Genomic DNA, 25,219 nt, shown 5'->3' on the forward strand with positions numbered 1-25,219 from the left:
TCGCCCCGTGAAGAACGGGGAGAGGGAAAAACCACCGACATTGTCGCTCTCCTGCAAAACGCGCTATGCGTTGACGCATGCCGCCGCCGCTTGCCCGCATCATTCAGCAGTTGAAGCGCGAACCTTCGCGCACCGGATCGATCGTCATCACCGTATTCGGCGACGCCATCGTGCCGCGCGGTGGCTCGGTCTGGCTCGGCACGCTGCTCGAATTCTTCGAGCAACTTGACATCGACGCCAGCGTGGTGCGCACCGCGATGTCGCGGCTGACGGCCGACGGCTGGTTCGAGCGTGTCAAAGTTGGCCGCAACAGTTTCTATCGCCTGGTTCAGGGCGAGCGGCAGACCTTCGATATCGCGACCAAACACATTTACGGCCCGCCAGCCTCCGACTGGACCGGGCGGTTTGAACTGCTGCTGATCGGCAATGGCGGAGACCGCGACACCGCGCGCGAGGCGTTGAAGAACGCTGGCTTCGGCAGTCCGCTGCCGGGCGTATGGGTCGCGCCGTCGGGCGTGCCGGTGCCTGCGGAAGCCGCCGGCGCCATTCGTCTCGAAGTGTCGGCGGAAGACGACAGCGGGCGGCGCCTGCTCAGCGAAAGCTGGCCGCTCGATCGCACCGCCGACGCCTATCAGAAATTCATGACGACCTTCGAGCCGCTGCACGGCTGGCTCGGCCGCGGCGAGCGGTTGACCGAGGCCGACGCGTTCACCGCACGGATCCTCCTGATCCATCATTACCGCCGCGTCGTGCTGCGCGACCCGTTGCTGCCGACCGCGCTATTGCCCGCGGACTGGCCGGGCAGGGTCGCCCGAACGCTCTGTGGCGAGATCTATCGCGCGCTGCTTCCCGCGTCCGAACAATGGCTTGATCGCCATGCCACCAACGAAAACGGACCCCTGCCAAAGCCCGGCGGGGAACTTTCGAAGCGGTTTGACGGGCTGTAGATATGTTACAGAAATATATTGCATATCAAAATTTGTGTTATATATTTCCTCCCAACAAATTCCGGGAGGTCCGCCATGTACACGCAGGCGCTCAACACGTCCGACGGCGACGAACGCCACATTGAGGACGCCGCGCGGGCTGCGCAGTTTCAGGCGCGCATCGATGCCGACGAGCGCATCGAGCCCAACGACTGGATGCCGGCCGCTTACCGCAAGACACTGACGCGGCAGATTTCGCAGCACGCGCATTCCGAAATTGTCGGCATGCTCCCCGAAGGCAACTGGATCACCCGCGCGCCGTCGCTGCGCCGCAAGGCGGCGCTGCTCGCCAAGGTGCAGGATGAATGCGGCCACGGCCTCTACCTCTACGCCGCCGCCGAGACGCTCGGTTCTTCGCGCGAAGAGCTGGTCGACGCGATGCTCGCGGGCAAGGCAAAGTATTCCTCGATCTTCAATTATCCGACGCTGACCTGGGCCGATATCGGCACCATCGGCTGGCTGGTCGATGGCGCGGCGATCATGAACCAGATTCCGCTGTGCCGCTGCTCCTATGGTCCTTACGCGCGCGCGATGATCCGCGTCTGCAAGGAGGAATCGTTTCACCAGCGCCAGGGTTTTGAGATCATGCTGACGCTGTGCCGCGGCACCGACGAGCAGAAGGCGATGGCGCAGGACGCGCTGAATCGCTGGTGGTGGCCGGTCTTGATGATGTTCGGTCCGCCCGACCAGATCAGCCAGCACAGCGACACCTCGACCAAGTGGAAGATCAAGCGCTTTTCCAACGACGAGCTGCGGCAGAAATTTGTCGACGCCACCGTGCCGCAGGCGCAGTTCCTCGGGCTGACGATTCCCGATCCCGGCATGAAGCAGAACGCGAACGGCAATTGGGAATATGGCGCGATCGATTGGGATGAGTTCAAGCAGGTGCTGGCCGGTAACGGCCCCTGCAACCGCGACCGTCTGGCGGCTCGGCGCAAGGCGCATGAGGACGGCGCCTGGGTGCGCGAAGCAGCGATGGCCTATGCCGAGAAACGCCGGCAACGCTCAGCGCTGCAGGCAGCCGAATAGGAGAGACGCGATGGCGACGCCGAACATTCCGCTCTGGGAGGTTTTCATCCGCAGCCGCAACGGGCTGGCGCACAAGCATGTCGGCTCGCTGCATGCCACCGACGCCACGCTGGCCCTGCAGGCTGCCCGCGACATCTACACCCGCCGCGGCGAGGGCCTCTCGATCTGGGTGGTGCCGTCGAGCGCCATCACTGCGTCCGATCCGTCCGAGAAAGGCATGATGTTCGAGCCGGCGGAATCCAAGATCTACCGGCACCCGACGTTTTACGACGTACCTGACGAAGTCGGGCATATGTGAGACCGTCATTGCGAGCGAAGCGAAGCAATCCATCGCGCCGGCAACCAAGTGTGGATTGCTTCGTCGCTCCGCTCCTCGCAATGACGGCTGAGCAAGCAGGAACTGAAATGGCCGCAGCCAACATCCAGGTCTCCGAAACGCCGCTGGTGCTCTACACCCTGCGCCGTGCCGACGATGCGTTGATCCTGGGCCATCGGCTGTCGGAATGGTGCGGCCATGCGCCGATGCTGGAAGAGGACATGGCGCTTGCCAATATGGGCCTCGATCTCCTCGGCCAGGCGCGCGAGCTTTATTGCTATGCCGCCAAGGTCGAAGGCAGGGGCAACGACGAGGACAAGTTCGCCTATCTCCGCGACGTCAGGCAGTACCGCAATCTCCTGCTGCTGGAACAGCCGAACGGCGATTTCGCGCGCACCACGGTGCGGCAGTTCCTCTACGCTGCGTTCGCCGATCTCTATTGGCGCGCGATGATGCGTTCCACCGATACAACGCTGGCGGCGGTTGCGGCGAAATCGGAAAAGGAAAGCGCCTATCACGTCCGCCATTGCTCGGAATGGATCATCCGTCTCGGCGATGGCACCGAAGAAAGCCACCGCCGCACGCAAGCGGCGATCGACGAGCTCTGGGCTTTCACCGGCGAGATGTTTTCGGTCGACGACAGCGAGCGCGGCCTGATCGATGCCGGCATCGCGATCGAGCCTGCCACCTTGCGTCCGCAATGGCTGAAGACGGTATCGGATGTCGTCCGCGAAGCGACGCTTGTTTTGCCCGATAACAACTGGATGCAGCAGGGCGGCCGCAGCGGGCGGCACAGCGAGCATCTCGGCCATCTCCTCAGCGAGCTGCAATCGATGCAGCGGACGTTTCCGGGGGCGACATGGTAACGGCCATATCAAGCGACACTGATCTGCGCCGCCGCGCCTGGGAGGCCGCTTCACAGGTGGTCGATCCCGAAATACCGGTGCTTACGATTGCCGATCTCGGCGTGCTGCGTGACGTCGAGGTTCATGACGGCCGCGTCGAGGTCGCGATTACGCCCACTTACTCCGGCTGTCCGGCGATGAACATGATCGCGCTCGAGATCGAGCTGGCGCTGGAACGCGCCGGAATGCCGCGCCCGACGGTCCGCACCGTGCTGTCGCCAGCCTGGACCACGGACTGGATGAGCGAGGACGGCCGCAACAAGCTCCGGGAATACGGCATCGCCCCACCGCAGGCATCACACTCGCGCCGCGCGCTGTTCGGTGAACAGCAGGTGGCGTGCCCGCAATGCGGCTCGCAAAACACCGAGCTGCTGTCCGAATTCGGCTCGACCTCTTGCAAGGCGCTGTGGCGCTGCAAGGCCTGCCGCGAACCCTTTGATTATTTCAAGTGTCATTGAGGTCTTCTATGTCGTCATTGCGAGCGAAGCGAAGCAATCCATCTCACTGTCCCGTGGAGGGATGGATTGCTTCGTCGCTTTCGCTCCTCGCAATGACGGTGAGGAGCGTGTGATGTCCGTCGCGCCGCGTTTCCATCGTCTCGCCGTCAACGACCTCCGTCGCGAAGCGGCGGATGCGGTATCGATGACGTTTGCGATCCCGAAGGAGCTGGAAGGCGACTACAGCTTTGCGCCGGGACAATACCTCACGTTGCGTACTACGATGGACGGCGAGGAAGTGCGCCGCTCCTATTCGATCTGCTCGGGGCCTGACGACGGCGAGTTGCGCATCGCGGTGAAGAAGGTCGATGGCGGCGCGTTTTCGAACTGGGCAGCGGACGAATTGAAGGCCGGCGACGAACTCGACGTGATGACGCCGACTGGCCGCTTCGGCATCGCCCATGCGCCTGAAGAGGCGAGGGTCTATGTCGGATTTGCCGCAGGAAGCGGCATCACGCCGATCCTGTCGATCGTCAAAGGCGTGCTGGCGCGCGAGCCGAATAGCCGGTTCTTCCTGTTTTACGGCAACCGCACGACCTCAAACATGCTGTTCCTCGAAGAACTCGAGGAATTGAAAGACCGCTTCATGCAACGGTTGTCGCTGTTCCATGTGATCTCGGGCGAGGAGCAGGATATCCCGATCCTGCATGGCCGGCTCGATGGCGCGAAAGTGCGCGTGTTGCTGCGCTCGCTGGTGCCAGCCTCGAGTGTCGATCACGTCTTCATCTGCGGCCCCATGGGTATGAGCGAGGAGATCGAGACCACTTGCCGCGAGATCGGCATTGCCGAGGATCGCATCCATGTCGAGCGCTTTGTCTCGGAATTCGGCGGCAAGCCGCGCGCGAAGAAGATTGTCGAGCCGTCCGCGCCGCCGAAGGCGATCGCCTCCCTGATCATCGACGGCAAGCGCCGCGAGGTGCCGGTCGCCGAAGGAGAGGCCATCCTCGACGCTGCGTTGCGTGCCGGCATGGATCTGCCGTTCGCCTGCAAGGGCGGCATGTGCTCGACCTGCCGCGCCAAGCTGGTCGAGGGCGAGGCGCAAATGGAGGTCAACTATTCGCTGGAGCCATGGGAACTGAAGGCGGGATTCATCCTGACCTGCCAGGCGCGGCCGTGTTCGGATAAGGTCGTGGTGGATTACGACCATGTCTAAGTGAATTCGTCATTCCGGGGCGATGCGAAGCATCGAACCCGGAATCTCGAGAATCCGGGTCTGGTGCTTACGCACCATCCCGGAATGACAGAGGTGGTTGAAGCTAAGAGATGCGGGCTCGTTGACACCTCGTGTGCTTCGACCCAACACTAACACACTAAGCAAAGAGGCCTGATAACAGGCCCGCGCACACAAGGGGAGAGAACGTCGTGAAACCGTCTCGCAGAGCGGGCACACCGCTATGAACGTCGCGCTTTCGCCCGACGAGATCGCCCGCGCCTGCGCGGAGGCGATGTGGAAGGAAGATGACGCCAGCAAGGGCCTCGGCATGAAAATTGTCGAGGTCAAGCCGGGGCAGGCGACGCTGACGATGACGGTGCAGCCGCACATGGTCAACGGCCAGCGCATCGCCCATGGCGGCTTCATTTTTCTCCTCGCCGATTCCACCTTCGCCTTTGCCTGTAATTCCCGCAATGAGCGCGCAGTCGCCGCGCAATGCGACATCGCCTTCATCCGCCCGGGCAAGCTCGGCGACGTGCTGGTCGCGACCGCGCGGGAAGTTTCGCGCAACGGTCGCTCCGGAATTTATGACGTCCGCGTCACATCGGGCGATGTCGTGATTGCTGAGTTCCGCGGTCATTCCCGCACCGTCACCGGGACGTGGCTGCCGGCCGCGGACGAAGAGACCAAACAAAAATAGCAAGCGAGAGGAACACGCCATGGCCATGGCAAGATTGAAATCCGGCGGAAGCGGTTACGGCGCTGAATTGGATGAGGCCGAGCGCGCTTCGCGTGACGAGATCATGGCGCTACAGACCAAGCGCCTCGCCTGGTCGCTCCGGCACGCCTACGACAATGTGGCGCATTACAGGAAGGCATTTGACGCGGCCGGCGTGCATCCCTCCGATTTCAAGCAGCTCTCTGATCTCACGAAATTTCCATTCACGGCGAAGACCGACCTCCGCGACAATTATCCCTTCAACATGTTTGCCGTGCCCCGCGAAAAGCTGGTCCGCGTCCACGCGTCCTCGGGCACAACGGGTAAGCCGATCGTGGTCGGCTATACGCAAGGCGATATCGATATCTGGTCGGAGGTGATGGCGCGCTCGATCCGCGCCGCCGGCGGCCGCACCGGCATGATTATTCACAATGCCTACGGCTACGGCCTGTTCACGGGCGGACTCGGCGTGCACTACGGCGCGGAAAAACTCGGCTGCACCGTGGTGCCGGTCTCCGGCGGCATGACCGAACGCCAGGTGCAACTGATCAACGATTTCAAGCCCGACATCATCACGGTGACACCGAGCTACATGCTGGCTATTTCGGACGAGTTCAAGCGGCAGGGGCTCGACCCGCGTCAGTCGTCGTTGAAGTTCGGCATCTTCGGCGCCGAGCCCTGGACCAATGCGATGCGCGCCGAGATCGAGCAGACTTTTGACATGGACGCGACCGATATTTACGGGCTGTCGGAAGTGATCGGCCCCGGCGTGGCGCAGGAATGCGTTGAGACCAAGGACGGCCTGCATATCTGGGAGGATCATTTCTATCCCGAGGTGATCGACCCCGAGACCGGCGTGGTGTTGCCGGACGGCGAGAAGGGCGAACTGGTATTCACCTCTCTGACCAAGCAGGGCTTCCCGATCATCCGCTACCGCACCCGCGACCTGACACGGCTGTTGCCGGGCACGGCGCGCCCGGGCATGCGGCGAATGGAGAAGGTCACCGGCCGCTCCGACGACATGATCATCCTGCGCGGCGTCAACGTATTCCCGACCCAGATCGAGGAAGCGTTGCTGGCGACCGACTGGTGCGGCGGCCATTTCATCATCGAACTGACGCGCGAAGGGCGCATGGACGAGATGACCGTGCTCGCCGAAGCCCGTCCCGAAAGCTGGGACGGGAGCGGGCTGCTCGCGCACGCCGAAAGGGTTGCGCTCTTCATCAAGAACACCATCGGTATCACCGCGCGCATCAAGGCGGTGGCACCGGAAACGCTGGAACGTTCGCTCGGCAAGGCGAAACGTGTTTACGACAAGCGGCCGAAAGCCTAGCTTTCTCCCCTCATGGAGAGGAGGCGCATTAGCGCCGTCTCGAACCATGAGGCCACAGACGGGCCTGCATCCTTCGAGACGCGGCTGACGCCGCTCCTCAGGATGAGGGGGTAGAGCAATTGTCCGGAAGCGAAGAAGTTGCCGAACTTGCATCTGTACGACTAGGCTAACGGTTCCCCCTCATGGTGAGGAGGCGCGAAGCGCCGTCTCGAACCATGAGGCCACAGACGGGCCTGCATCCTTCGAGACGCGGCTGACGCCGCTCCTCAGGATGAGGGGGTAGAACAATTGTCCGGAAGCGAAGGAGTTGCCGAACCTGCATCTGTGCGGCTAGGCTAACGTTCTCCCCTCATGGTGAGGAGGCGCGAAGCGCCGTCTCGAACCATGAGGCCATAGGCGGGCCTGTATCCTTCGAGACGCGGCGAAGACGCCGCTCCTCAGGATGAGGGGCGGAAGCGGAGAACGTGGAGGTCGAAAATGACGGAAGGCGCCTTTCTCTACATCCTCCGCTGTGCCGACGGCAGCTTCTACATCGGAACGACGCGCACGACGCTGGAAATAAGGATTGCGCAGCACAACGCGGGAACGCTTGGCGGCTATACAGCAATCCGACGACCGGTCACCTTGGTGTTCTCGCAATGGTTCGACCGCATCACCGACGCCATCGAGAACGAACGCAAACTTAAGAAGTGGAGCCGAGCCAAAAAGGAAGCCTTCGTGCGAGGTGATTTCGAAGCCTTGCGGCAGCTTTCCGCGCGGCGGTCGCGGCATCCTACGAAGCCAACGGCGGTTTGACACCCCTTGCACTAATCGGCCGGTCCGTTAGTCATTGGCCACGCAGCTCCCGCCGCCGACAGCGCTCAAGCCAACCGGAGATATCGTGAAGCCGGCTCCCAAGTCAGATAGCCAATTGGTGCAGGCCCGCTGCGTCCGCCTGCTGGCAAAAGTCGCCGACGCCGCGTCGCTCACGCCCGTCATCGAGACGCGCCCGCTGTCGCGTGCCGGCAACGAGTTGCTGATCGAGGTCAAGGCTGCGGCGGTCAATCCGTCCGACGTGAAGGCGGCGACCGGGCTGATGCCCTATGCGGTGTTTCCGCGCACACCGGGCCGCGACTATGCAGGCGTTGTCATCGATGGGCCGGACGGTTGGATCGGACGCGAGGTGTTCGGCTCTTCTGGCGATCTCGGTATTCGCCGGGACGGCACGCACGCTACGCATCTCGCGGTCGAAGCCGACGCCGTGGTGGAGAAGCCCAAGGGCATTTCATGGGAAGAGGCGGCCGGTGTCGGCGTGCCCTTCGTCACCGCGATGGAAGGCTTGCGCCGCGCCGGCGTTCCGAAGGCGGGCGAGACCTTGCTGGTCATGGGCGTCAACGGCAAGGTCGGGCAGGCGGCGGTGCAGATCGCGAGCTGGCACGGCGCGCGGGTGATCGGCGTGGTGCGCAAGAGCGAGCCCTACGAAGGCCACGCCAATTCAAAGGTGGAAGTCATCGACGCTTCCGCAACCGATGTCGCGGCGCGGGTGCGCGAACTCACCAGCGGCAAGGGCGCCGACATCGTGTTCAACACAGTCGGCGATCCCTATTTCCAGGCCGCACACCAATCGCTGGCGGTGCGCGGGCGGCAGATCCTGATCGCTGCGATCGACCGCATCGTGCAGTTCAATATTTTGGAATTCTATCGCGGTCAGCACACCTATGTCGGCATCGACACCCTCGGCCTGTCGTCAACCGCGACCGGCGCGGTGCTGCAGGAACTCAAGCCTGGATTTGCCAGCGGGCACCTCAAGCCGTTCCCGATCAAGCCGGCGGCGATCTATCCGCTGGAAGAGGCCCGCGCTGCCTTCCTCGCGGTCGCCGGCTCGTCGCGCGACCGGGTGATCCTGCGGCCTTGAAATAGGCATTTCCATTTTTTCATGGGGAAGAAACCTGCCGTACGCCGCCCGCGCGCAATGATTTCATTCCGCCGTCGCCAGTCGCCGCGGGCGATTCATTCTCCGCATCGTTGCGGCGTGGACGCGCGCACGTTTCCAACATATTAGCCACTGCTGAAATGGCTTCCTATTTGAGCGGTCACGGCCGGATCGGCCGCGCGGAAACAGGGAAATACCAGTGCTGGACAGTGCCAATATCGTCGTCATCAGCGGACTATTGATCGGTCTCGTCTATGGATCGGTCGGATTGTTGAGCGGGTTTTGCTTGCTCAGCAGCCTCAGAGGTTTTTGGGCTGAAGGCGACGGCCGGCTGGTGCGCACCTATGCGCTGGCGATCGGCGTCGCGGTGGCCATGACGCAGTTGCTGGCCGCGGGCGGCCTCGTCGATATCGGCAAGTCGATCTATCTGCAGCCGTCGTTCTCCGCGCCGGTGATGTTCTTCGGCGGGCTGTTGTTCGGTTACGGCATGGTGTTGTCGAACGGCTGCGGCTCGCGCGCGCTGGTGCTGCTCGGGCGCGGCAATCTTCGCTCCTTCGTGGTGGTGGTCGTGCTCGCGATCTTCGCCCAGATGACGCTGAAGGGCCTGATCGCCCCGTCGCGCATCGCAATGGTCGGGGCGTCGCAGACCACGGCGACGGCAAACTCGGTGCCGGCCTTGTTCGCCGCCGCAGGCCTGAGCGCAACGGCCGCGCGCATGCTGGCCGCTTCGGTCATCTCGGCAGCGCTGATCATTTTTGCCTTTGCGCATCCGGCATTCCGGCGGTCGCCGGGCCAGATCGCCGCGGGTCTCGTCATCGGCCTGTTGGTGGCGGCCGGCTGGTTTGCCACCGGCTATCTCGGCGCCGACGATTTCAATCCCGCGCCGGTCACATCGCTCACCTTCATCGCGCCGATCGCGGACGCCCTTCAATACGTCATGCTGTCGACGGGCTCGACGCTCAATTTCGGCATCGTCACCGTGTTCGGCGTGTTCGCCGGCAGCCTCGTGACGGCGCTGTTGACGGGACGCTTTCAGCTCGAAGGCTATCAATCGCCGCGTCACATGCTGCGCTCCGGCAGTGGTGCCGCGCTGATGGGCATCGGTGGCGTCATGGCGTTCGGCTGCTCGATCGGGCAGGGGTTGACGGGATTTTCCACGCTGGCGCTTGCTTCGCTGATTGCCTTCGCCGGCATCCTCGTCGGCACCGCCGCTGGTCTGCGCGGCGCGCTGCGGGTTCGGCCACTGGCGGCGGCTTGATCTCTCCCTCGCCCCGCTCTTCGCGGGGAGAGGTTGCTTCGTCACTCCGCCGCCCTCGTCACAATCCGTATCTTCGACGTCAGCGTCCGGTGCACTGGGCACTTGTCCGCAATCTCCATCAGCCGTGTGCGCTGATCGGCATCCAGCGCGCCTTCAATCGAGATTACCCGGTCGATCTGATCCAGCATGCCCTCGCGCGTCTCGCATTCGGCGCAATCCGTTGCGTGAATCTTGCTGTGCTTCAGCGTCACGGTGACGCGGTCCAGCGGCAGCGATTTGCGATCGGCATACATACGCATCGTCATCGACGTGCAGGCGCCAAGGCCTGCGAGCAGGAAATCATATGGCCCGGGTCCGCTATCCTGGCCGCCGACGGCAACGGGCTCATCCGCCACCATCTGATGGGGACCTGCGGCGACGATCTGCTGGAACTTGCTGTTGCGGGTTTCACGAACCACGACGTTGCGTGGCGCCTCGCTCGCTGCAGAAACAGGCTGCGCCGCGGCGGGCTCGATATAGCGCTCGGCCCAGGCGGCGATGACGCCGGCGACATAGACGCCGTCCCGTTTGCTGCTCAGCAGGTGATCCGCGCCCGACAGCGAGACAAAGCTTTTGGGATGTTTGGCGGCAGCGAAAATCTTCGTGGCATTGTCGATGCCGACCGTGTCATCGGTCGGCGAATGCATGATCAGCAGCGCCTTGTGAAGGTCTGCGATCCGCGCCGCCAGCCTGTGTTCGGCGACGTCGTCGAGGAATTCGCGCTTGATGTGAAACGGCCGCCCGGCGAGCTGGACCTCCACCTTGCCGTGCGCGCGGATGTCGTCGAGGCGATCCTTGAAGAGATGCGTGACATGCACGGGATCGGAGGGGGCGGCGATGGTGACGACTGCCTTTGCCTCCGGTATCTGCCCCGCGGCAGCGAGGATCGCGGCGCCGCCCAGGCTATGGCCGATCAGGATCGCGGGCCCCGTGCGGGTTTCGCGCAAATGATCGGCGGCATGGACGAGATCGGCAACATTCGAGGAGAAGGTCGAGTTGGCGAATTCGCCCTCGCTGGAGCCGAGCCCCGTAAAATCAAACCGCAACACCGCGATGCCTTTTGCGGTGAGCGCCGTCGCAATGCGTTTCGCGGCCAGCACATCCTTGCCGCAGGTGAAGCAATGCGCAAACAGCGCGTAGGCCTGCACCGGTCCGTCCGGCATATCGAGGGCAGCGGCAAGCTGATGGCCGCCTTCGCCGGTGAATTGAAAGCGTTCGTTCGGCACGGCTGTTCTCCCTCGGACTTGGCTTCAATCGCCTGAATAGCGCTGCTCGGCCCATGGATCGCCGCGGTTGTGATAGCCGCGTACTTCCCAATAGCCCGGCGCATCCCCTGCCAGAAACTCAATGCTCTGCAGCCATTTCGCGCTCTTCCAGAAATAGAGATGCGGCACCACCAGCCGCACCGGGCCGCCATGCTCCTGCTCCAGCGGCGCACCGGACCAGCTATGGGCGAGCAGGGCATCCTCGGCGGCGAAATCTTCCAGCGGCAGATTGGTAGTGTAGCCGTCATGGGAGTGCAGCACCACGAAGCGCGCCTCCTCGCGCGGCCGGCAGGTATCGAGGAGATCACGCGTCGCCAACCCCTCCCATTGATTGTCGTAGCGCGACCATGTCGTGACGCAGTGAATGTCGGATACGAACTTGCTCTGCGGCTGGGCCGTGAACTGCGCAAAATCCCAGAAGATCGGTTTTTCGACTGCGCCGTAGACGTCAAGCCGCCAGCGTTCTCGGGAAATATTGGGCGTCAGTCCCAGATCGAGCGTTGGCCAATCCCTGGTCAGATGCTGCCCTGGCGGCAGCCGTTGGTCTTCAGGCCGCGAGGTCTTCCCGGTGAGGAACTTGCCTTCTCGCGCCCAACGTTCCTTGCTGCGCGTCAGCTTGCTCTCGGGCGGCTCATTCTCATTTGTCATGTGAAGGCCCCTCATCGGTAAGTGCGCCTGGTTTACCTCAGTGCCCTCGGATCGATCGGCGTCGTGCCGCGCACGCCCAGAATATCCTCCAGCACCCCGGCTCCGGCGAGCAATTGCGCCTCGCCGCGCGGCGGCGCGACCACCTGCAGCCCAACCGGAAGGCCCGAGGCCGTGAAGCCGCACGGCAACGACAGCGCGGGACAGCACACCAGCGTGATCGCGTAGACGATGCCGAGCCATTCGACGTAATTGTCGAACTTCTTGCCGGCGCATTCGGCGACGTAGCGGTTCTCGACCGGGAAGGGTGGCACAATCGTGGCGGGTGCGAGCAATAGATCGTATTTGTCGAAAAATTCCAGCGTGCGCGCGGTCATCGCGACGCGCTGCGCCTCGGCGCGTTCGAGCTGCTCGACCGTCAGCTTGAGGCCTTCCTCGATATTCCAGATCACCTCGGGCTTGAGCAGGTCGCGTTTCGTGCGCAGCAGCGCCGCCTTGGAAAGCGCGAAGTCGAACGCGCGCAGCACATGGAAGCATTCATGGGCCTCGCGCAAATCGGGATGAGCCTCCTCGACGATGACCCCTAGCTCCGCAAAGCGCTGCGCCGCCTTGCGGGTGACGGCGGCGACTTCCGCGTCGACCGGCGTTATGCCGAGGTCGGGTGAATAGGCGACGCGCTTCGGCTTGTTGCCGGAGCGGACGGCTGCGAGAAACGAATTCGGCAACACCGGCAGCGACAGCGGATCGGCGGGGTGCTCGCCGCTCATGGCATCGAGCAGCAGCGCGACGTCTTCGACGTTGCGTGCCATCGGGCCCTGGACACCGAGATTGCGGTCGACGGCTGCGGCTACCGTATGCGCGACGCGGCCGATGCTCGGCCGCAATCCGACGATGCCGCAGAAGCTCGCGGGATTTCGTAAGCTACCGCCCATGTCGGAGCCGTGCGCCAGCCAGGCCGTGCCGGTCGCGAGCGCGACCGCCGCGCCGCCCGAGGAGCCGGCGGCGGAGCGTGACGTGTCCCAGGGATTGCGCGTCGGGCCGAACACTTCGTTGAAGGTGTTGGCGCCGGCACCGAATTCCGGCGTGTTCGACTTCGCGTAGATCACCCCGCCATTGTTTTCGAGATGCTCGACCAGAATATCTGACTTCGACGGAATGTTGTCCCTGTAGATCGGCGAGCCCTGCGTGGTCAGCACACCGGCGACATTGGTGAGGTCCTTGATCGGGATCGGAAGACCGGCGAGCAGGCCGCGCTCGGCGACGGGCTTGTTCATCAGCGCGGTGGCGTGCTTGCGGGCGCGGTCGAAGCACAGCGTCGGCAGCGCATTGACCTTGCCGTCGACCTCGGCGATGCGCTTTTCCAGCACGTCGAGCAGGTCGAGCGGGGTGACTTCGCCCGATTTCAGCTTGCCGACAATGGCAACCGCCGTCTCACGCACCAGCCCCTGATCAGCCACTTCGATACTCCTGCTTCGGCTCTCGATCGCAGATCGTGCTGTAGAACATTTTCCGGCAAAGTGGAAACGCATCAGCGTTGTGGCCGACTGGAGATATTTGCATGACAGCGTCGGAATGCGACCTAACCCCACCCCGCCGTATATCCGCCATCCACCGTAAAGATCACCCCCGACGTATATCCCGAGCGATCCGACGCCAGGAACGCCATGAGGTCACCGATCTCGCGCGCATGCGCGGGGCGGCCGAGCGGCATGTTCTTCTGGAATTCCTTGTAGCGGTTCTCGTCGCCGAACTGGTTCTTCGCCCGCGTCTTCAGGAGCGTCACATGGCGGTCAGTGCCGACGGGGCCGGGATTGATGCCGACCACGCGGATATTGTCGGCGAGGCTTTTTCCCCCGAGTGCGCGGGTGAATGCCATCAGCGCAGCATTGCCGGCGCTGCCGCAGATGTAATTGGCGTCGAACTTTTCGCCGGCAGCGCCAATGTCGTTGACGATGACGCCGCCGCCACGCGCCTTCATCTGCGCATAGATCGCGCGGGTGAGGTTGATGTAGCCGAACACCTTCAGCTCCCAGGCGTGGCGCCAGGTCGCTTCGTCGATCTTGTCGATCGAGCCGCCAGGGATATCGCCGGCATTGTTGACGAGAATGTCGATATCGACGGCCTCCTTGGCGAGCCTTGCGATGTCCTCGCCCTTGCGCAGGTCGACGACATGGGCGGTCGCGCCGATCTGGTGCGCCGAGCGCAGCCGCTCGGCCAGTGCCTTCAACTGCTCGCCGTTGCGGGCGGCCAGCATGACGTCGCAGCCTTCTTCGGCAAAGGCTTCGGCCGCGGCCGCGCCGATGCCCTTGGAAGCGCCGGTGATCAGGACGCGCTTGCCGCGGAGATGCAGGTCCATGGGATTCTCGTGTGGTGAGAGGAGGGTGGAAGACGGTCAGCGAAATTGGTAAGCGGCGGGCGCCGTCTCGGTCAACATTGCAGTGCAGCGTTGCGCGGCAGGCAGGATTGGTCCATTGCAAGACAATCGAATAACCGGCATTAGCGGCCGGGCAAGACAACAAGGAAACTCTCGATGAGCAGCGCCAAAAAGCAGTATCGGATCGCGGTCATTCCCGGCGACGGCATCGGCAAGGAAGTGATCCCCGAAGGCCTGCGCGTGCTGGAAGTTGCGGCGAAAAAGCACGGCGTCGCCGTGCATTTCGATCATTTCGATTTCGCGTCCTGGGACTATTACGAAAAGCACGGCGAGATGATGCCGGAGGACTGGAAGGCGCAGATCGGCAAGCATGATGCGATCTATTTCGGCGCGGTGGGCTGGCCCGCGAAAATCCCCGATCACGTTTCGCTGTGGGGCTCGCTGATCAAGTTCCGCCGCGAGTTCGACCAGTACGTCAACCTGCGCCCGGTGCGGCTGATGCCCGGCGTGCCGTCACCGCTCGCCAACCGCAAGCCCGGCGATATCGATTTCTGGGTGGTGCGCGAGAATACCGAGGGCGAGTATTCCTCCGTCGGCGGCCGCATGTTCCCCGATACCGACCGTGAATTCGTCACGCAACAGACCGTGATGACGCGCACCGGCGTCGACCGCATCCTGAAATTCGCGTTCGAGCTGGCGCAATCGCGGCCGAAGAAGCACCTGACCTCGGCGACCAAGTCCAACGGCATCTCGATCACGATGCCCTATTGGGACGAGCGCGTGGAGGCGATGGCGAAGAAATATCCAGGCGTGAAGTGGGACAAGTACCACATCGACATTCTCACCGCGAATTTCGTGCTGCATCCGGATTGGTTCGATGTCGTGGTCGGCTCGAATCTGTTCGGCGACATCCTCTCCGATCTCGGCCCGGCCTGCACCGGTACGATCGGCATCGCGCCATCCGGCAACATCAACCCGGAAGGTAATTTCCCGTCCGTGTTCGAGCCGGTGCACGGCTCGGCGCCCGATATTGCCGGGCAGGGGATTGCCAACCCCATCGGCATGATCTGGTCCGGTGCGATGATGCTGGAGCATCTCGGCGAGAAGCAGGCGGCGGAGTCCATCGTCGGCGCCATCGAGCGTACGCTGGGCGAACGCACGCTACGCACGCGCGATCTCGGCGGCAACGCCGACACGGTCGCCTGCGGCAAGGCGGTCGCGGAAATGGTGGATTGATTTCTTCCCTTCTCCCCTTGTGGGAGAAGGTGGCGCGAAGCGCCGGATGAGGGGTTCTCTCCGCGGAGACAGACCCCTCATCCGTCTCGCTGCCGCTGCGCGTCAGCGATCCACCTTCTCCCACAAGGGGAGAAGGAAGAGGGTTATTTCCCCTTCACAACAATCCGCCGGCAGTGCTCCCACGCCGCGCGCATCAGATTCTCGCTCGCTTCCGGCGTGCGGAACGCCGAATGGGCTGATAGCGTCACGTTCGGCAGTTTGGTCAGCGGATGATCCGCCGGCAGCGGTTCGATGTTGAAGACGTCGAGGCCGGCATGGCGGATTTGGCCCGATTTAAGCGCATCGATCATCGCTTCCTCGTCGACGATGGCGCCGCGTGCGGTGTTGATCAGGATGACGCCGGGTTTCATCGCCTCGATGCAGGCGCGCGAGATCAATCCACGCGTTTCGTCGTTGAGCAACAGATGGATCGAGACGACGTCGCTCTCGGTCAAGAGTTCGTCGAGATCGACGAACTCGACCTTCGGATGTTTTTTCGGCGACCGGTTCCAGGCGATGACGCGCATGCCGCTGCCGAGTGCAATCCGCGCCACCTCGGCGGCGATGCCGCCAAAGCCGATCAGGCCGAGCGTCTTGCCGGTCAGTTGCATGCCGTCGTCGCGCAGCCAGTTGCCGGCGCGAATGCCGCGGTCCATTTTGGCAAGGCCGCGCGCGCCTTCCCACATCAGCGCAACAGCGCATTCGGCGACCGCCGTGTCGCCATAGCCCTTGATCAGGTGCACCTGGATCCCGAGCTCGGCGAGCTCTTCCGGATTCATGTAGCTGCGTGCGCCGGTGCCGAGAAACACCACGTGCTTCAGCCCGGTGCATTTCTTCGCGATATCGGTCGGCAGCGCGGTGTGATCGACAATGGCGATCTCGGCGCCGTCGAGTATCCCAGGATATTGATCCGAGGTGATATCGGGATTTCGGTGGATCCGCACCTCGGGATCGCCGGGCTGGTGCAGCCTTTCGAAGATCACGGCCAGCGATTCATTGGCGTCGACGAAAACTCCGCGCACGGCATTCCCCCGTTTCTTGGTGTGATATCAGGATGCGACGCCGGCCAGCGCCAGCACGGTATGCATCAGAACGTTGGCACCCGCCGCGCAATCGGCTTGGGTGGCGTCCTCAAGCTCGTTGTGGCTGATGCCGTCCTTGCAGGGCACGAACACCATGGCGGCCGGCATCACGGTGTTGAGGTTGCAGGCATCGTGGCCGGCACCTGAGGTGATGCGGCGATGCGAATAGCCGAGCATTTTTGCGGCGTTCTCCACCGCGTCCACCAGTTTGGGATCGAAATGGGTCGGCGGCTTGCGCCAGATCAGATCGAACTGGACATCGACCTTGCGCCGCGCCGCGATCTCAGCAATCGCCGCGCGCAAATCCTTATCCAGCGCATCCATGATCGCGGCATCGGCGCTGCGGCAATCCACCGTAAAGGCGATCTCACCGGGAATGACGTTGCGCGAGGGATTGGCGATCACGGCCTCGCCGACGGTTCCAACGGCCTTCGGGCCATGCTTCTTGGCGATACTCTCCATCGCCAGCACGATTTCCGACAGCGTCGCCAGCGCGTCGCGGCGCAGCGGCATCGGCGTCGAGCCGGCGTGGCTCTCGAAGCCGGTGATCTTGCCGTCGTACCACAACACGCCTTGGCCGGAATCGACCACGCCGATGGTCTTGTTCTCGGCCTCCAGGATCGGGCCCTGTTCGATATGCAGCTCGACGAAGCCAGAGAATTTTTGGCGACCCACCGGCGCGTCACCGCGATAGCCGATGCTATCAAGCGCCTCCGCCACCGTGACGCCCTCGGCATCCTTGCGCGACAGAATGTCGTCGGTGGTGAAATCGCCGACGTATGCGGCGGAAGCCATCATCGCCGGCGCGAACCGCGAGCCTTCCTCGTTGGTCCAGTTGCAGATGCAGATCGGCGTTTCGGTCTCGATGCCGGCATCGTTGAGCGTGCGCACCACTTCCAGCGCCGCCAGCGTGCCGAGCACGCCGTCATATTTTCCGCCGGTCGGTTGCGTATCGAGATGAGAGCCGAGCCCAACCGGCGGCTTCGACATGTCGCGGCCCTTGCGCAGGCCGAACATCGAGCCCAGCGCATCGACATGCACTTCGAGCCCTGCGGCCTCGCACCGCTCGCGGAACCAGTCGCGTACCTGCTTGTCTTCAGGCCCGAGCGTCAGCCGCCTTACGCCGCCTTTCGGCGTCGCGCCGAATTTGGCGGTTTCGTGAATCGTGCCCCACAGTCGGGCAGAATCGATTTGCAGGTTGGAAGCGATCTTGGTCATGCACTGTTCCGGAAGGTCAGGTAGCGGGCGGCGCGCTTGTTCATTCTTGTTCGGTTATTTTCAATGACGCGCCTGCGGCGTCGCGTCAACAATGACGCCGCCGCGGGCCAGGCTGGCCGCAAGTTCGACCACGCGCTCCACTGCGACCGTGTCGGGGGAGGCGAGCCAGCTTGCCGAAAACGTCAGCGGCGCCAACTGCAGATTGGTCGACAGCAATTGTAGCCGCCCGTTTGCCATGTCGTCCTCGACGATCGCGGTCGGTATCAGGGCGATGCCGAGACCTTCGATGGCCATGTGGATGACGGTTGCGAGCGAGGCGCTGGCATGCAGCCGTATGGGCGGCAGGTCGGGGCGGTTGAACAGGGAGCGCACGATTTCATAGGGCTGGGTACGGCGCGAAAACGTGATGATCGGGAACTTCGCCAGATCGTGCAGCGTCAGTTCCTGCTTGCCGAGGCCGAGCGAGGGGCTGGCCGTAAAACCCACCGGATAATCACACAGTGCCCGGTTGTTGACCATCGGCGCCGTCAGCGGGCCGAGTACGAAGGCGAGTTCGATCTCCTGCGCCAACAGCCGGTTGCGCAAATTCGAGGTGATGTCGACCTCGATCTCGAGCGAGAGGTTGGGATAGGCGTAATTGACGCTCTTGATCAGTTGCGGCAGCCAAGTGTGCACGATGGTTTCGGCGACACCAAGCCGCAGCACGCCGCGCATCGCCGAGCGATCGCCGACTACGGCGAGCATCTCGGAGCGCAGCCCGATCAGCTTCTCGGCATAAACCATCAATTGCCGTCCGCTCGGCGTCGGCAGCACCATGCGACGGTCGCGCTGCAAGAGCTTCACGCCCACCTCGCGTTCGAGCTGGGCGATCCGTTGCGAAATCGCCGGCTGCGTCGTGTTCAGCTTCTGGGCCGCGCCGCGGAAGCTGCCAAGCGTCACCACCCACATGAAAGTCTCAATTGCCTTGAAATCAGTCATGCACCCTCAGCCCGCAGATTGATAATTATGATTTATCGAACTTGATTAGAAAAGACGATTAGACATTATCATAGCCATATGCGGGAGTAGATGTCGATAAGAATGGAAGCGGGGACAACGATGACCGGCTTGGCGAGGACGGAAACTACGGGCCGCGATAGGCCAGATTTATCGCCCAGCGTGGCAGCTCGACATGCGTGCCGCAACGGCATGGCTACTCACACAGCGGGTGTGGCCAACGGCTTCGTCCAGGGCAATCTCGCGATCCTGCCCGAGAAGTTAGCGGCCGCGTTTCACCGGTTCTGTCAACTCAATCCCAAACCATGCCCGATCATCGGCATGTCCGACGTCGGCGACCCCCGCATTCCCGCGCTCGGCCTCGATCTCGATATCCGCACCGACCTGCCGCGCTATCGTATCTGGCGCGACGGCGAGGTGGTGGAGGAGCCGACCGACATCATGTCGCACTGGCGCGATGACCTCGTCGCCTTCGTGCTCGGCTGCTCGTTCTCCTTCGAAGAGGCGCTGCTGGAGGAAGGTCTTCCGATCCGCCATATCGAGCGCGATGTGCGCGTGCCGATGTTCCGCACCAATATCGCCTGCAGCCCCGCTGGTCCGTTTGCCGGGCCGATGGTGGTGACGATGCGGCCGTTCAAACCGGCGGATGCGATACGCGCGATACAGATCACCTCGCGTTTCCCGTCGGTGCACGGTGCGCCGGTCCATATCGGGCTTCCGCAATCGATCGGCATCGCCGACCTCGCCAAACCCGACTACGGGGATCCGGTGCCGGTGGAGGCCGACGAAATTCCGGTCTTCTGGGCTTGCGGCGTGACGCCGCAATCGGTGATCGCAGCCGCCAAGGTGCCGTTTGCGATTACGCATGCGCCCGGATTGATGCTGGTGACCGATCTCAGGAACAAAGCGCTTGCCGTGCTTTGATGCAGCCCGTGCTGCTCATTGAGGCTTTACCGTACCCTTCGCCCGTTTCATCGATAGTTGCCGACCCACAAAGGATATCGCCATGAACATCACGCGCCGTAACGTCTTGCTTGGAGCTACTGCTGCCGCTGCGCTCGGCCCGTTCGCCGCGCGCGCCCAAACGTCCGAAGTGGTGATCGGCGTGATCTATCCGTTCTCCGGCGCCAGTGCGCAGATGGGCGTCGACGCCCAGAAGTCGTTCGAGACTGCGCTCGACATCATCAACAAGAACCACGATTTCGATTTGCCGGTGGCGAAGGGCGAGGGATTGCCCGGCCTCGGCGGCGCCAAGATCCGCCTCGTCTTCGCCGACCATCAGGCCGACCCGCAGAAGGGTCGCGCCGAGACCGAGCGCCTGATCACCCAGGAAAAGGTCTGCGCCGTCATCGGCACCTATCAGAGCGCGGTTGCCGTCACCGTCAGCCAGATCTGCGAGCGTTACCAGGTCCCGTTCATCTCGGCGGACAATTCCTCGCCGAGCCTGCACAAGCGCGGCCTCAAATTCTATTTCCGCGCCGCTCCGCATGACGAGATGTTCTCGGCCGCGATGTTCAACTTCTTCGATGCGATGAAGAAGAAGGGCACCAAGATCGATACGCTGGCGCTGTTCCATGAGGATACCATCTTCGGCACCGACTCCGCCAACACCCAGCTCAAGCTGGCCTCCGAGCGTGGCTACAAGGTCATCTCCGATATCAAGTACCGCTCCAACTCGCCGTCCTTGTCGGCGGAAGTACAGCAGCTCAAGACGGCAAATGCCGACGTGCTGATGCCCTCGAGCTACACCACTGACGGCATCTTGCTGGTCAAGACCATGGCCGAGCTCGGCTACAAGCCGAACGCGATCGTGGCGCAGAACGCCGGCTTCTCCGAAAAGGCGCTGTATGATGCGGTCGGCGACAAGCTCGAAGGCGTGATTTCGCGCGGCAGCTTCTCGCTCGATCTCGCCGCCAAGCGGCCGATGGTCGGCAAGATCAACGCGATGTTCAAGGAGAAGTCGGGCAAGGATTTTAACGACCTCACCTCGCGCCAGTTCATGGGGTTGTTGGTGATGGCGGACGCCATCAATCGCGCCAAGTCGACCGACGGCGAGAAGATCCGCGAGGCGCTGGTCGCCACCGACATCCCGGGCGAGCAGACCATCATGCCCTGGAAGCGCGTCAAGTTCGACGAGCTGGGCCAGAACAACGACGCCGACCCGGTGCTGCTGCAATATATCGGCGGCAAGTTCGTCACCATCTTCCCGCCGCAGGCCGCCATCGCCGAAGCCGTCTGGCCGATGAAGCAAGGCTGACAGCGCCTGGGGGCGAGGAGGGGAATATAACAATGACTAGCAATCTCGCTTGCTCCGTCATTGCGAGCGCAGCGAAGCAATCCATCGCGCCACGAAAAGGAAGAATGGATTGCTTCGTCGCTTCGCTCCTCGCAATGACGAACTCTCCCGATAGCGTCCGCTCGGAGGAGCAACAAACATGACCGCCGAAACCATTATCCAAAGCCTGGCGAGCGGCCTGCTCATGGGCCTGCTTTACGGCCTCATCGCCGTCGGCCTCGCGCTGATCTTCGGGCTGATGGACGTCGTGAACTTCGCCCATGGCGAATTCCTGATGATCGCGATGTACGCGACGTTCTTCCTGTTCGTGTTCTTTGCGATCGATCCCTTGCTGTCGGCGCCGCTGGTCGCCGCCGCCCTGTTCGTGTTCGGGGCCGTCGTCTATCTATTAATTGTGCGCTTTGCGGTGCGTGCGAAAGCCAATGCCGGCATGGTGCAGATCTTCTCGACCTTTGGCCTCGCCATCGTCATGCGCGGGCTGGCGCAATACTTCTTCACGCCTGACTATCGCAGCGTCACCCATTCCTGGCTCGGCGGCAAAACCGTCTCGATCGCCGGGATCTACCTGCCGGTGCCGCAACTGGTCGGGGCGCTGGTGGCGATTGCGGCTTTTGGCGCGCTCTATCTCTTCATCAACCGCACCGATTTCGGCCGCGCGCTGGAAGCAACCCGCGAGGATGCCGGCGCGGTGGCGCTGGTCGGCATCGACAAGAACAAGGTGTTTGCGCTGGGCTGGGGCCTCGGCGCGGCGTTGGTTGGTCTGTCCGGGGCGGTCATGGCGATCTTCTTTTACATCTATCCCGATGTCGGCGCCTCGTTTGCGCTGATTGCCTATGTGACGGTGGCGCTCGGTGGCTTCGGCAGCGTGTTCGGCGCCTTCGCCGGCGGCATCATCGTCGGCCTCGTCGAGGCCACGACTGCCATGTTGCTGCCGCCGTCGCTCAAGGCGGTCGGCATCTATGCCGTCTATCTCCTTGTGGTTTTTGTCCGGCCGCGCGGCCTGTTCGGATCGATGTGATGGATACCGCTTTCGCAGAACGCCGCCGCCGCGACCTCATCGTCGCCGTTGTTCTCGCCGCGATTGCGGCCACCGTTCCGCTGTTCGTCAAAGACGTTTACGTCCAGAACATCATGGTGCTGACGCTGATGTGGGGTGCGTTGTCGCAAAGCTGGAACATCCTTTCCGGCTATTGCGGGCAGATCTCGCTCGGCCACGCGCTCTACTTCGGAATTGGGGCCTACACGACTGCGTTGCTGTTTACCAAATTCGGCGTGCTGCCATGGTTCGGCATGCTCGGCGGCGGGGTGATCTCCGCGCTGATTGCGATGGCGCTGGGCTATCCCTGTTTCCGGCTGCGCGGACATTACTTCGTCATCGCCACCATCGTCATTGCCGAAATCGGTTTGCTGCTGTTCCACAACTGGGATTGGGCTGGTGCTGCGATGGGCATCGAAATCCCGGCGCGTGGCGATAGCTGGCTGAAATTCCAGTTCCCACGCAGCAAGCTGCCATACTTTTACTTCGCGCTGGCGCTGGCTTGCGTCGCCTGGTTCGTCACCTGGTGGCTGGAGGATTCCAAATGGGGCTATTGGTGGCGCGCGGTGAAGGACAATCCGGAGGCGGCTGAAAGCCTCGGCGTCGACGTGTTCAATTCCAAGATGGGCGCGGCGGCGGTATCGGCGTTCCTCGTCGCAATCGGCGGCAGCTTCTATGCGCAGTTCGTCTACTTTATCGATCCCGAGAGCGTCATGGGCTTTCAGTTCTCGCTGCTGATGGCGTTGCCCGCGGTGCTGGGAGGCATCGGCACGCTGTGGGGGCCGATGCTGGGCGCGGTGATCCTGATCCCGCTCACCGAATTGACGCGGTCCTATGTCGGTGGGTCCGGCCGCGGTGTCGACCTGATCGTCTATGGCGGCCTGATCATTGCGATCTCGCTGGCGCGGCCGCAGGGGCTGATCGGCCTGTTCTCGTTCAAAGGCCTTGCAGGACTGTTTGCGCCCAAGCGCAAGGAGGCTGTCCGATGACGCCTCTTCTGGAAACCCGCGGCGTCTGGCAGCGTTTTGGCGGGCTGATCGCCAACAGCGACGTGTCGATTTCGGTCGGACGCGGCGAGATCGTCGGCCTGATCGGCCCGAACGGCGCCGGCAAGTCGACGCTGTTCAACCTAATCGCCGGCGTGCTGCCGCCGACGCAAGGCTCGATCATCTTTGACGGCGAGGATGTCACCGCGCTGCCGGCGGCGGAACGCTGCCAGCGCGGCATCGGCCGCACCTTCCAGGTCGTGAAAAGTTTTGAGACCATGACCGTGATCGACAACGTCATCGTCGGCGCGCTGGTCCGCACCACCGTGATGCGCGACGCCCGCCGCAAGGCGCATGAGGTGCTGGAATTCTGTGGCCTTGGCCCGCGCGCCAACGTGCTCGCCAGCGATCTGGTCCCGTCCGAAAAGCGCCGGCTCGAAGTGGCGCGGGCGCTGGCGACCGAGCCGAAACTGCTGCTGCTCGACGAAGTGCTCACGGGGCTTACGCCGGTCGAGGCCAAGACCGGCGTCGAACTGGTGCGCAAGGTGCGCGACACCGGCGTCACCGTGCTGATGGTCGAGCACGTCATGGAAATCGTGATGCCGCTGGTCGACCGCGCCATCGTGCTCGACCTCGGCAAGGTGCTGGTCGAGGGCAAGCCTGCGGACGTGGTTCGCGATCCGAAAGTCATCACCGCCTATCTGGGAGACCGTCATGCTGTCGGTGCATGAAGTCACCACCGCCTATCAGGGGCTAGTCGCGATCTCGGCGGTCTCGATCGAGGTGGCAAAGGGCGAAATCGTTTGCGTCGCCGGCGCCAACGGCGCCGGCAAGTCGACGCTGCTGAAATCGATTGCGGGCGCCGAGCGACCTCGCTCCGGCACCGTGTCGTTCGACGGAACGCGCATCGACGGCATGGCCCAGCACATCATCACCTCGCGCGGCATCGCCTATGTGCCGGAAAACCGCCGGCTGTTTCCGCGCCTCTCGGTGCGCGACAACTTAAGGCTCGGCAGTTATCTTTTTCGTAGCCAGTCCGATCGCGAGGCGCCGCTCGATCTCGTCTTCAAGCTGTTTCCGCGCCTGCAGGAGCGGCTGGAGCAGCGCGCCGAAACGCTCTCCGGCGGCGAGCAGCAGATGCTCGCCATCGGCCGCGCGCTGATGACCCGCCCGCGGCTACTCATGCTGGATGAGCCGTCGCAGGGCATCATGCCAAAGCTGGTCGACGAAATCTTCCAGGCGGTGAAACGCATCCGCGACGCCGGCATGACCGTGCTGATCGTCGAGCAGCGCATGTCCGAATGCCTCGAAATCGCCGACCGCGCCTACATCCTGCAAACCGGCCGCGTCCTGATGCAGGGCAGCGCGGCGGAGATCAGTGTCAATCCGGATGTAAGGAAGGCGTATCTGGGATTGTAGTTGCTTCGGAAAACGCAGGGCTCTCTCCACGTCATTGCGAGCGAAGCGAAAGCAATCCAGAATCCCTCCGCGACGGCAGTCTGGATTGCTTCGTCGCTACGCTCCTCGCAATGACGATCTCAAATCAGATCGCCGTAAAGATCCTTCCAGTCGGGGTTCAGGCCCTCAATCAGCGCCAGCTTCTTCGCGCGGCTGCCCGCCTTGATTTGCTTTTCGCGGGTAACGGCCTCGATCATGCTGCCGTGAAGTTCGTACCAAACCAGAATCTTGCACCCGTACTTTCTTGAAAACCCCGCAACCAGCCCTTCGCGATGTTCAAAAGCCCGTTTCGGCAGGTTGCTCGTTACGCCGGTATACAGTGTTCCGTTGCGGCGGCTTGCCATGATGTAGACGCAGGGCTGTTTCATCCGATTTTTCCGCTGATGTTCTTAAGGAGCGCAGCAATCAGTCTTTCCGTGGCCTCTGGATTGCTTCGCTTCGC

Annotated in this window: 26 protein-coding genes; 18 read left to right on the forward strand and 8 right to left on the reverse strand. The window is 62.9% G+C overall.

Annotated elements, in window-relative coordinates; translation table 11 throughout:
- Window positions 1–77 precede the first annotated feature (77 nt).
- The 11 genes from paaX to V1277_RS23985 all read left to right on the forward strand — a co-directional run bounded on the left by paaX (window position 78) and on the right by V1277_RS23985 (window position 10,107).
- Entirely contained in the window at window positions 78–947 is an 870-nt protein-coding gene (gene paaX / locus V1277_RS23935) for a phenylacetic acid degradation operon negative regulatory protein PaaX (RefSeq protein ID WP_334418401.1), read from the forward strand.
- Between the two features lie 75 nt (window positions 948–1,022).
- Window positions 1,023–2,015 carry a 1,2-phenylacetyl-CoA epoxidase subunit PaaA gene (paaA, locus tag V1277_RS23940; protein ID WP_334418402.1) on the forward strand — a complete coding sequence of 331 codons (993 nt, stop codon included), beginning with the start codon at window positions 1,023–1,025 and terminating at the stop codon, window positions 2,013–2,015.
- Window positions 2,016–2,025: 10 nt separating this feature from the next.
- Window positions 2,026–2,313, forward strand: a complete 288-nt coding sequence (gene paaB, locus V1277_RS23945; protein ID WP_057844448.1) for a 1,2-phenylacetyl-CoA epoxidase subunit PaaB — start codon at window positions 2,026–2,028, stop codon at window positions 2,311–2,313.
- A 107-nt stretch (window positions 2,314–2,420) separates the two neighbouring features.
- A complete protein-coding gene (paaC, locus tag V1277_RS23950) occupies window positions 2,421–3,197 on the forward strand; it encodes a 1,2-phenylacetyl-CoA epoxidase subunit PaaC (RefSeq protein WP_334418403.1) in 777 nt (258 codons plus the stop codon).
- Window positions 3,191–3,694, forward strand: a complete 504-nt coding sequence (gene paaD / locus V1277_RS23955) for a 1,2-phenylacetyl-CoA epoxidase subunit PaaD (protein WP_334418404.1) — start codon at window positions 3,191–3,193, stop codon at window positions 3,692–3,694. The genes paaC and paaD overlap by 7 nt, the downstream gene beginning before the upstream one ends.
- Before the next feature lie 112 nt (window positions 3,695–3,806).
- Window positions 3,807–4,886, forward strand: coding sequence for a 1,2-phenylacetyl-CoA epoxidase subunit PaaE (gene paaE / locus V1277_RS23960; RefSeq protein WP_334418405.1), 1,080 nt, complete (start codon window positions 3,807–3,809; stop codon window positions 4,884–4,886).
- A gap of 241 nt (window positions 4,887–5,127) precedes the next feature.
- Window positions 5,128–5,586, forward strand: a complete 459-nt coding sequence (gene paaI, locus V1277_RS23965) for a hydroxyphenylacetyl-CoA thioesterase PaaI (RefSeq protein WP_334418406.1) — start codon at window positions 5,128–5,130, stop codon at window positions 5,584–5,586.
- A 19-nt stretch (window positions 5,587–5,605) separates the two neighbouring features.
- Window positions 5,606–6,937 (forward strand): phenylacetate--CoA ligase PaaK, encoded by a 1,332-nt coding sequence (gene paaK, locus V1277_RS23970; RefSeq protein ID WP_334418407.1) that lies wholly within the window; start codon window positions 5,606–5,608, stop codon window positions 6,935–6,937.
- Window positions 6,938–7,414: 477 nt separating this feature from the next.
- Window positions 7,415–7,732 (forward strand): GIY-YIG nuclease family protein, encoded by a 318-nt coding sequence (locus tag V1277_RS23975; protein WP_334376607.1) that lies wholly within the window; start codon window positions 7,415–7,417, stop codon window positions 7,730–7,732.
- 85 nt (window positions 7,733–7,817) lie between these two features.
- Complete coding sequence (locus V1277_RS23980) at window positions 7,818–8,831, forward strand: quinone oxidoreductase family protein (protein ID WP_334418408.1); 1,014 nt, start codon at window positions 7,818–7,820, stop codon at window positions 8,829–8,831.
- 217 nt (window positions 8,832–9,048) lie between these two features.
- Complete coding sequence (locus V1277_RS23985; protein ID WP_334376606.1) at window positions 9,049–10,107, forward strand: YeeE/YedE family protein; 1,059 nt, start codon at window positions 9,049–9,051, stop codon at window positions 10,105–10,107.
- A 41-nt stretch (window positions 10,108–10,148) separates the two neighbouring features.
- Here V1277_RS23985 and V1277_RS23990 read toward each other — a convergent pair whose 3' ends face one another.
- From V1277_RS23990 to V1277_RS24005, 4 genes are all read right to left on the reverse strand, one after another.
- Entirely contained in the window at window positions 10,149–11,372 is a 1,224-nt protein-coding gene (locus tag V1277_RS23990) for a bifunctional alpha/beta hydrolase/OsmC family protein (protein ID WP_334418409.1), read from the reverse strand.
- Between the two features lie 24 nt (window positions 11,373–11,396).
- On the reverse strand, window positions 11,397–12,059 hold the full coding sequence (locus tag V1277_RS23995) for a sulfite oxidase-like oxidoreductase (RefSeq protein ID WP_334418410.1): 663 nt from the start codon (window positions 12,057–12,059) through the stop codon (window positions 11,397–11,399).
- A gap of 32 nt (window positions 12,060–12,091) precedes the next feature.
- Window positions 12,092–13,513, reverse strand: a complete 1,422-nt coding sequence (locus V1277_RS24000; protein ID WP_334418411.1) for an amidase — start codon at window positions 13,511–13,513, stop codon at window positions 12,092–12,094.
- 122 nt (window positions 13,514–13,635) lie between these two features.
- Window positions 13,636–14,412 (reverse strand): SDR family oxidoreductase, encoded by a 777-nt coding sequence (locus tag V1277_RS24005; RefSeq protein ID WP_334418413.1) that lies wholly within the window; start codon window positions 14,410–14,412, stop codon window positions 13,636–13,638.
- Between the two features lie 174 nt (window positions 14,413–14,586).
- On the opposite strand from V1277_RS24005, the gene V1277_RS24010 reads away from it, so the two are divergent.
- On the forward strand, window positions 14,587–15,666 hold the full coding sequence (locus V1277_RS24010; RefSeq protein WP_334418415.1) for a tartrate dehydrogenase: 1,080 nt from the start codon (window positions 14,587–14,589) through the stop codon (window positions 15,664–15,666).
- Window positions 15,667–15,809: 143 nt separating this feature from the next.
- Here the strand turns inward: V1277_RS24010 and V1277_RS24015 are convergent, their stop codons facing one another.
- Genes V1277_RS24015 through V1277_RS24025 form a run of 3 tightly spaced genes read right to left on the reverse strand, consistent with a single transcriptional unit; the run spans window position 15,810 to window position 18,983 of the window.
- A complete protein-coding gene (locus tag V1277_RS24015; protein ID WP_334418417.1) occupies window positions 15,810–16,727 on the reverse strand; it encodes an NAD(P)-dependent oxidoreductase in 918 nt (305 codons plus the stop codon).
- A 27-nt stretch (window positions 16,728–16,754) separates the two neighbouring features.
- Entirely contained in the window at window positions 16,755–18,005 is a 1,251-nt protein-coding gene (locus V1277_RS24020; protein WP_334418418.1) for a Zn-dependent hydrolase, read from the reverse strand.
- Between the two features lie 60 nt (window positions 18,006–18,065).
- Window positions 18,066–18,983 (reverse strand): LysR family transcriptional regulator, encoded by a 918-nt coding sequence (locus V1277_RS24025; protein WP_057844430.1) that lies wholly within the window; start codon window positions 18,981–18,983, stop codon window positions 18,066–18,068.
- Window positions 18,984–19,103: 120 nt separating this feature from the next.
- Between V1277_RS24025 and V1277_RS24030 the strand changes: the two genes are divergently transcribed.
- From V1277_RS24030 to V1277_RS24055, 6 genes are all read left to right on the forward strand, one after another.
- Window positions 19,104–19,925 (forward strand): putative hydro-lyase, encoded by an 822-nt coding sequence (locus tag V1277_RS24030; protein WP_334376598.1) that lies wholly within the window; start codon window positions 19,104–19,106, stop codon window positions 19,923–19,925.
- Window positions 19,926–20,007: 82 nt separating this feature from the next.
- Window positions 20,008–21,258: an ABC transporter substrate-binding protein gene (locus V1277_RS24035; protein ID WP_334418419.1), complete on the forward strand. Its 1,251-nt coding sequence runs from the start codon at window positions 20,008–20,010 to the stop codon at window positions 21,256–21,258.
- Between the two features lie 178 nt (window positions 21,259–21,436).
- On the forward strand, window positions 21,437–22,315 hold the full coding sequence (locus V1277_RS24040; protein WP_334418420.1) for a branched-chain amino acid ABC transporter permease: 879 nt from the start codon (window positions 21,437–21,439) through the stop codon (window positions 22,313–22,315).
- Window positions 22,315–23,322 carry a branched-chain amino acid ABC transporter permease gene (locus V1277_RS24045; RefSeq protein WP_334418421.1) on the forward strand — a complete coding sequence of 336 codons (1,008 nt, stop codon included), beginning with the start codon at window positions 22,315–22,317 and terminating at the stop codon, window positions 23,320–23,322. The genes V1277_RS24040 and V1277_RS24045 overlap by 1 nt, the downstream gene beginning before the upstream one ends.
- Window positions 23,319–24,050 (forward strand): ABC transporter ATP-binding protein, encoded by a 732-nt coding sequence (locus V1277_RS24050; protein WP_065744076.1) that lies wholly within the window; start codon window positions 23,319–23,321, stop codon window positions 24,048–24,050. Before V1277_RS24045 ends, V1277_RS24050 begins: the two co-directional genes overlap by 4 nt.
- Window positions 24,034–24,738: an ABC transporter ATP-binding protein gene (locus V1277_RS24055; RefSeq protein ID WP_334376593.1), complete on the forward strand. Its 705-nt coding sequence runs from the start codon at window positions 24,034–24,036 to the stop codon at window positions 24,736–24,738. The genes V1277_RS24050 and V1277_RS24055 overlap by 17 nt, the downstream gene beginning before the upstream one ends.
- Window positions 24,739–24,857: 119 nt before the next feature.
- On the opposite strand, the gene V1277_RS24060 is transcribed toward V1277_RS24055, so the two are convergent.
- A complete protein-coding gene (locus tag V1277_RS24060) occupies window positions 24,858–25,145 on the reverse strand; it encodes a GIY-YIG nuclease family protein (protein WP_334418422.1) in 288 nt (95 codons plus the stop codon).
- Window positions 25,146–25,219 lie beyond the last annotated feature (74 nt).

It is taken from the genome of Bradyrhizobium sp. AZCC 1588, from assembly GCF_036924735.1.
Classification (GTDB): domain Bacteria; phylum Pseudomonadota; class Alphaproteobacteria; order Rhizobiales; family Xanthobacteraceae; genus Bradyrhizobium.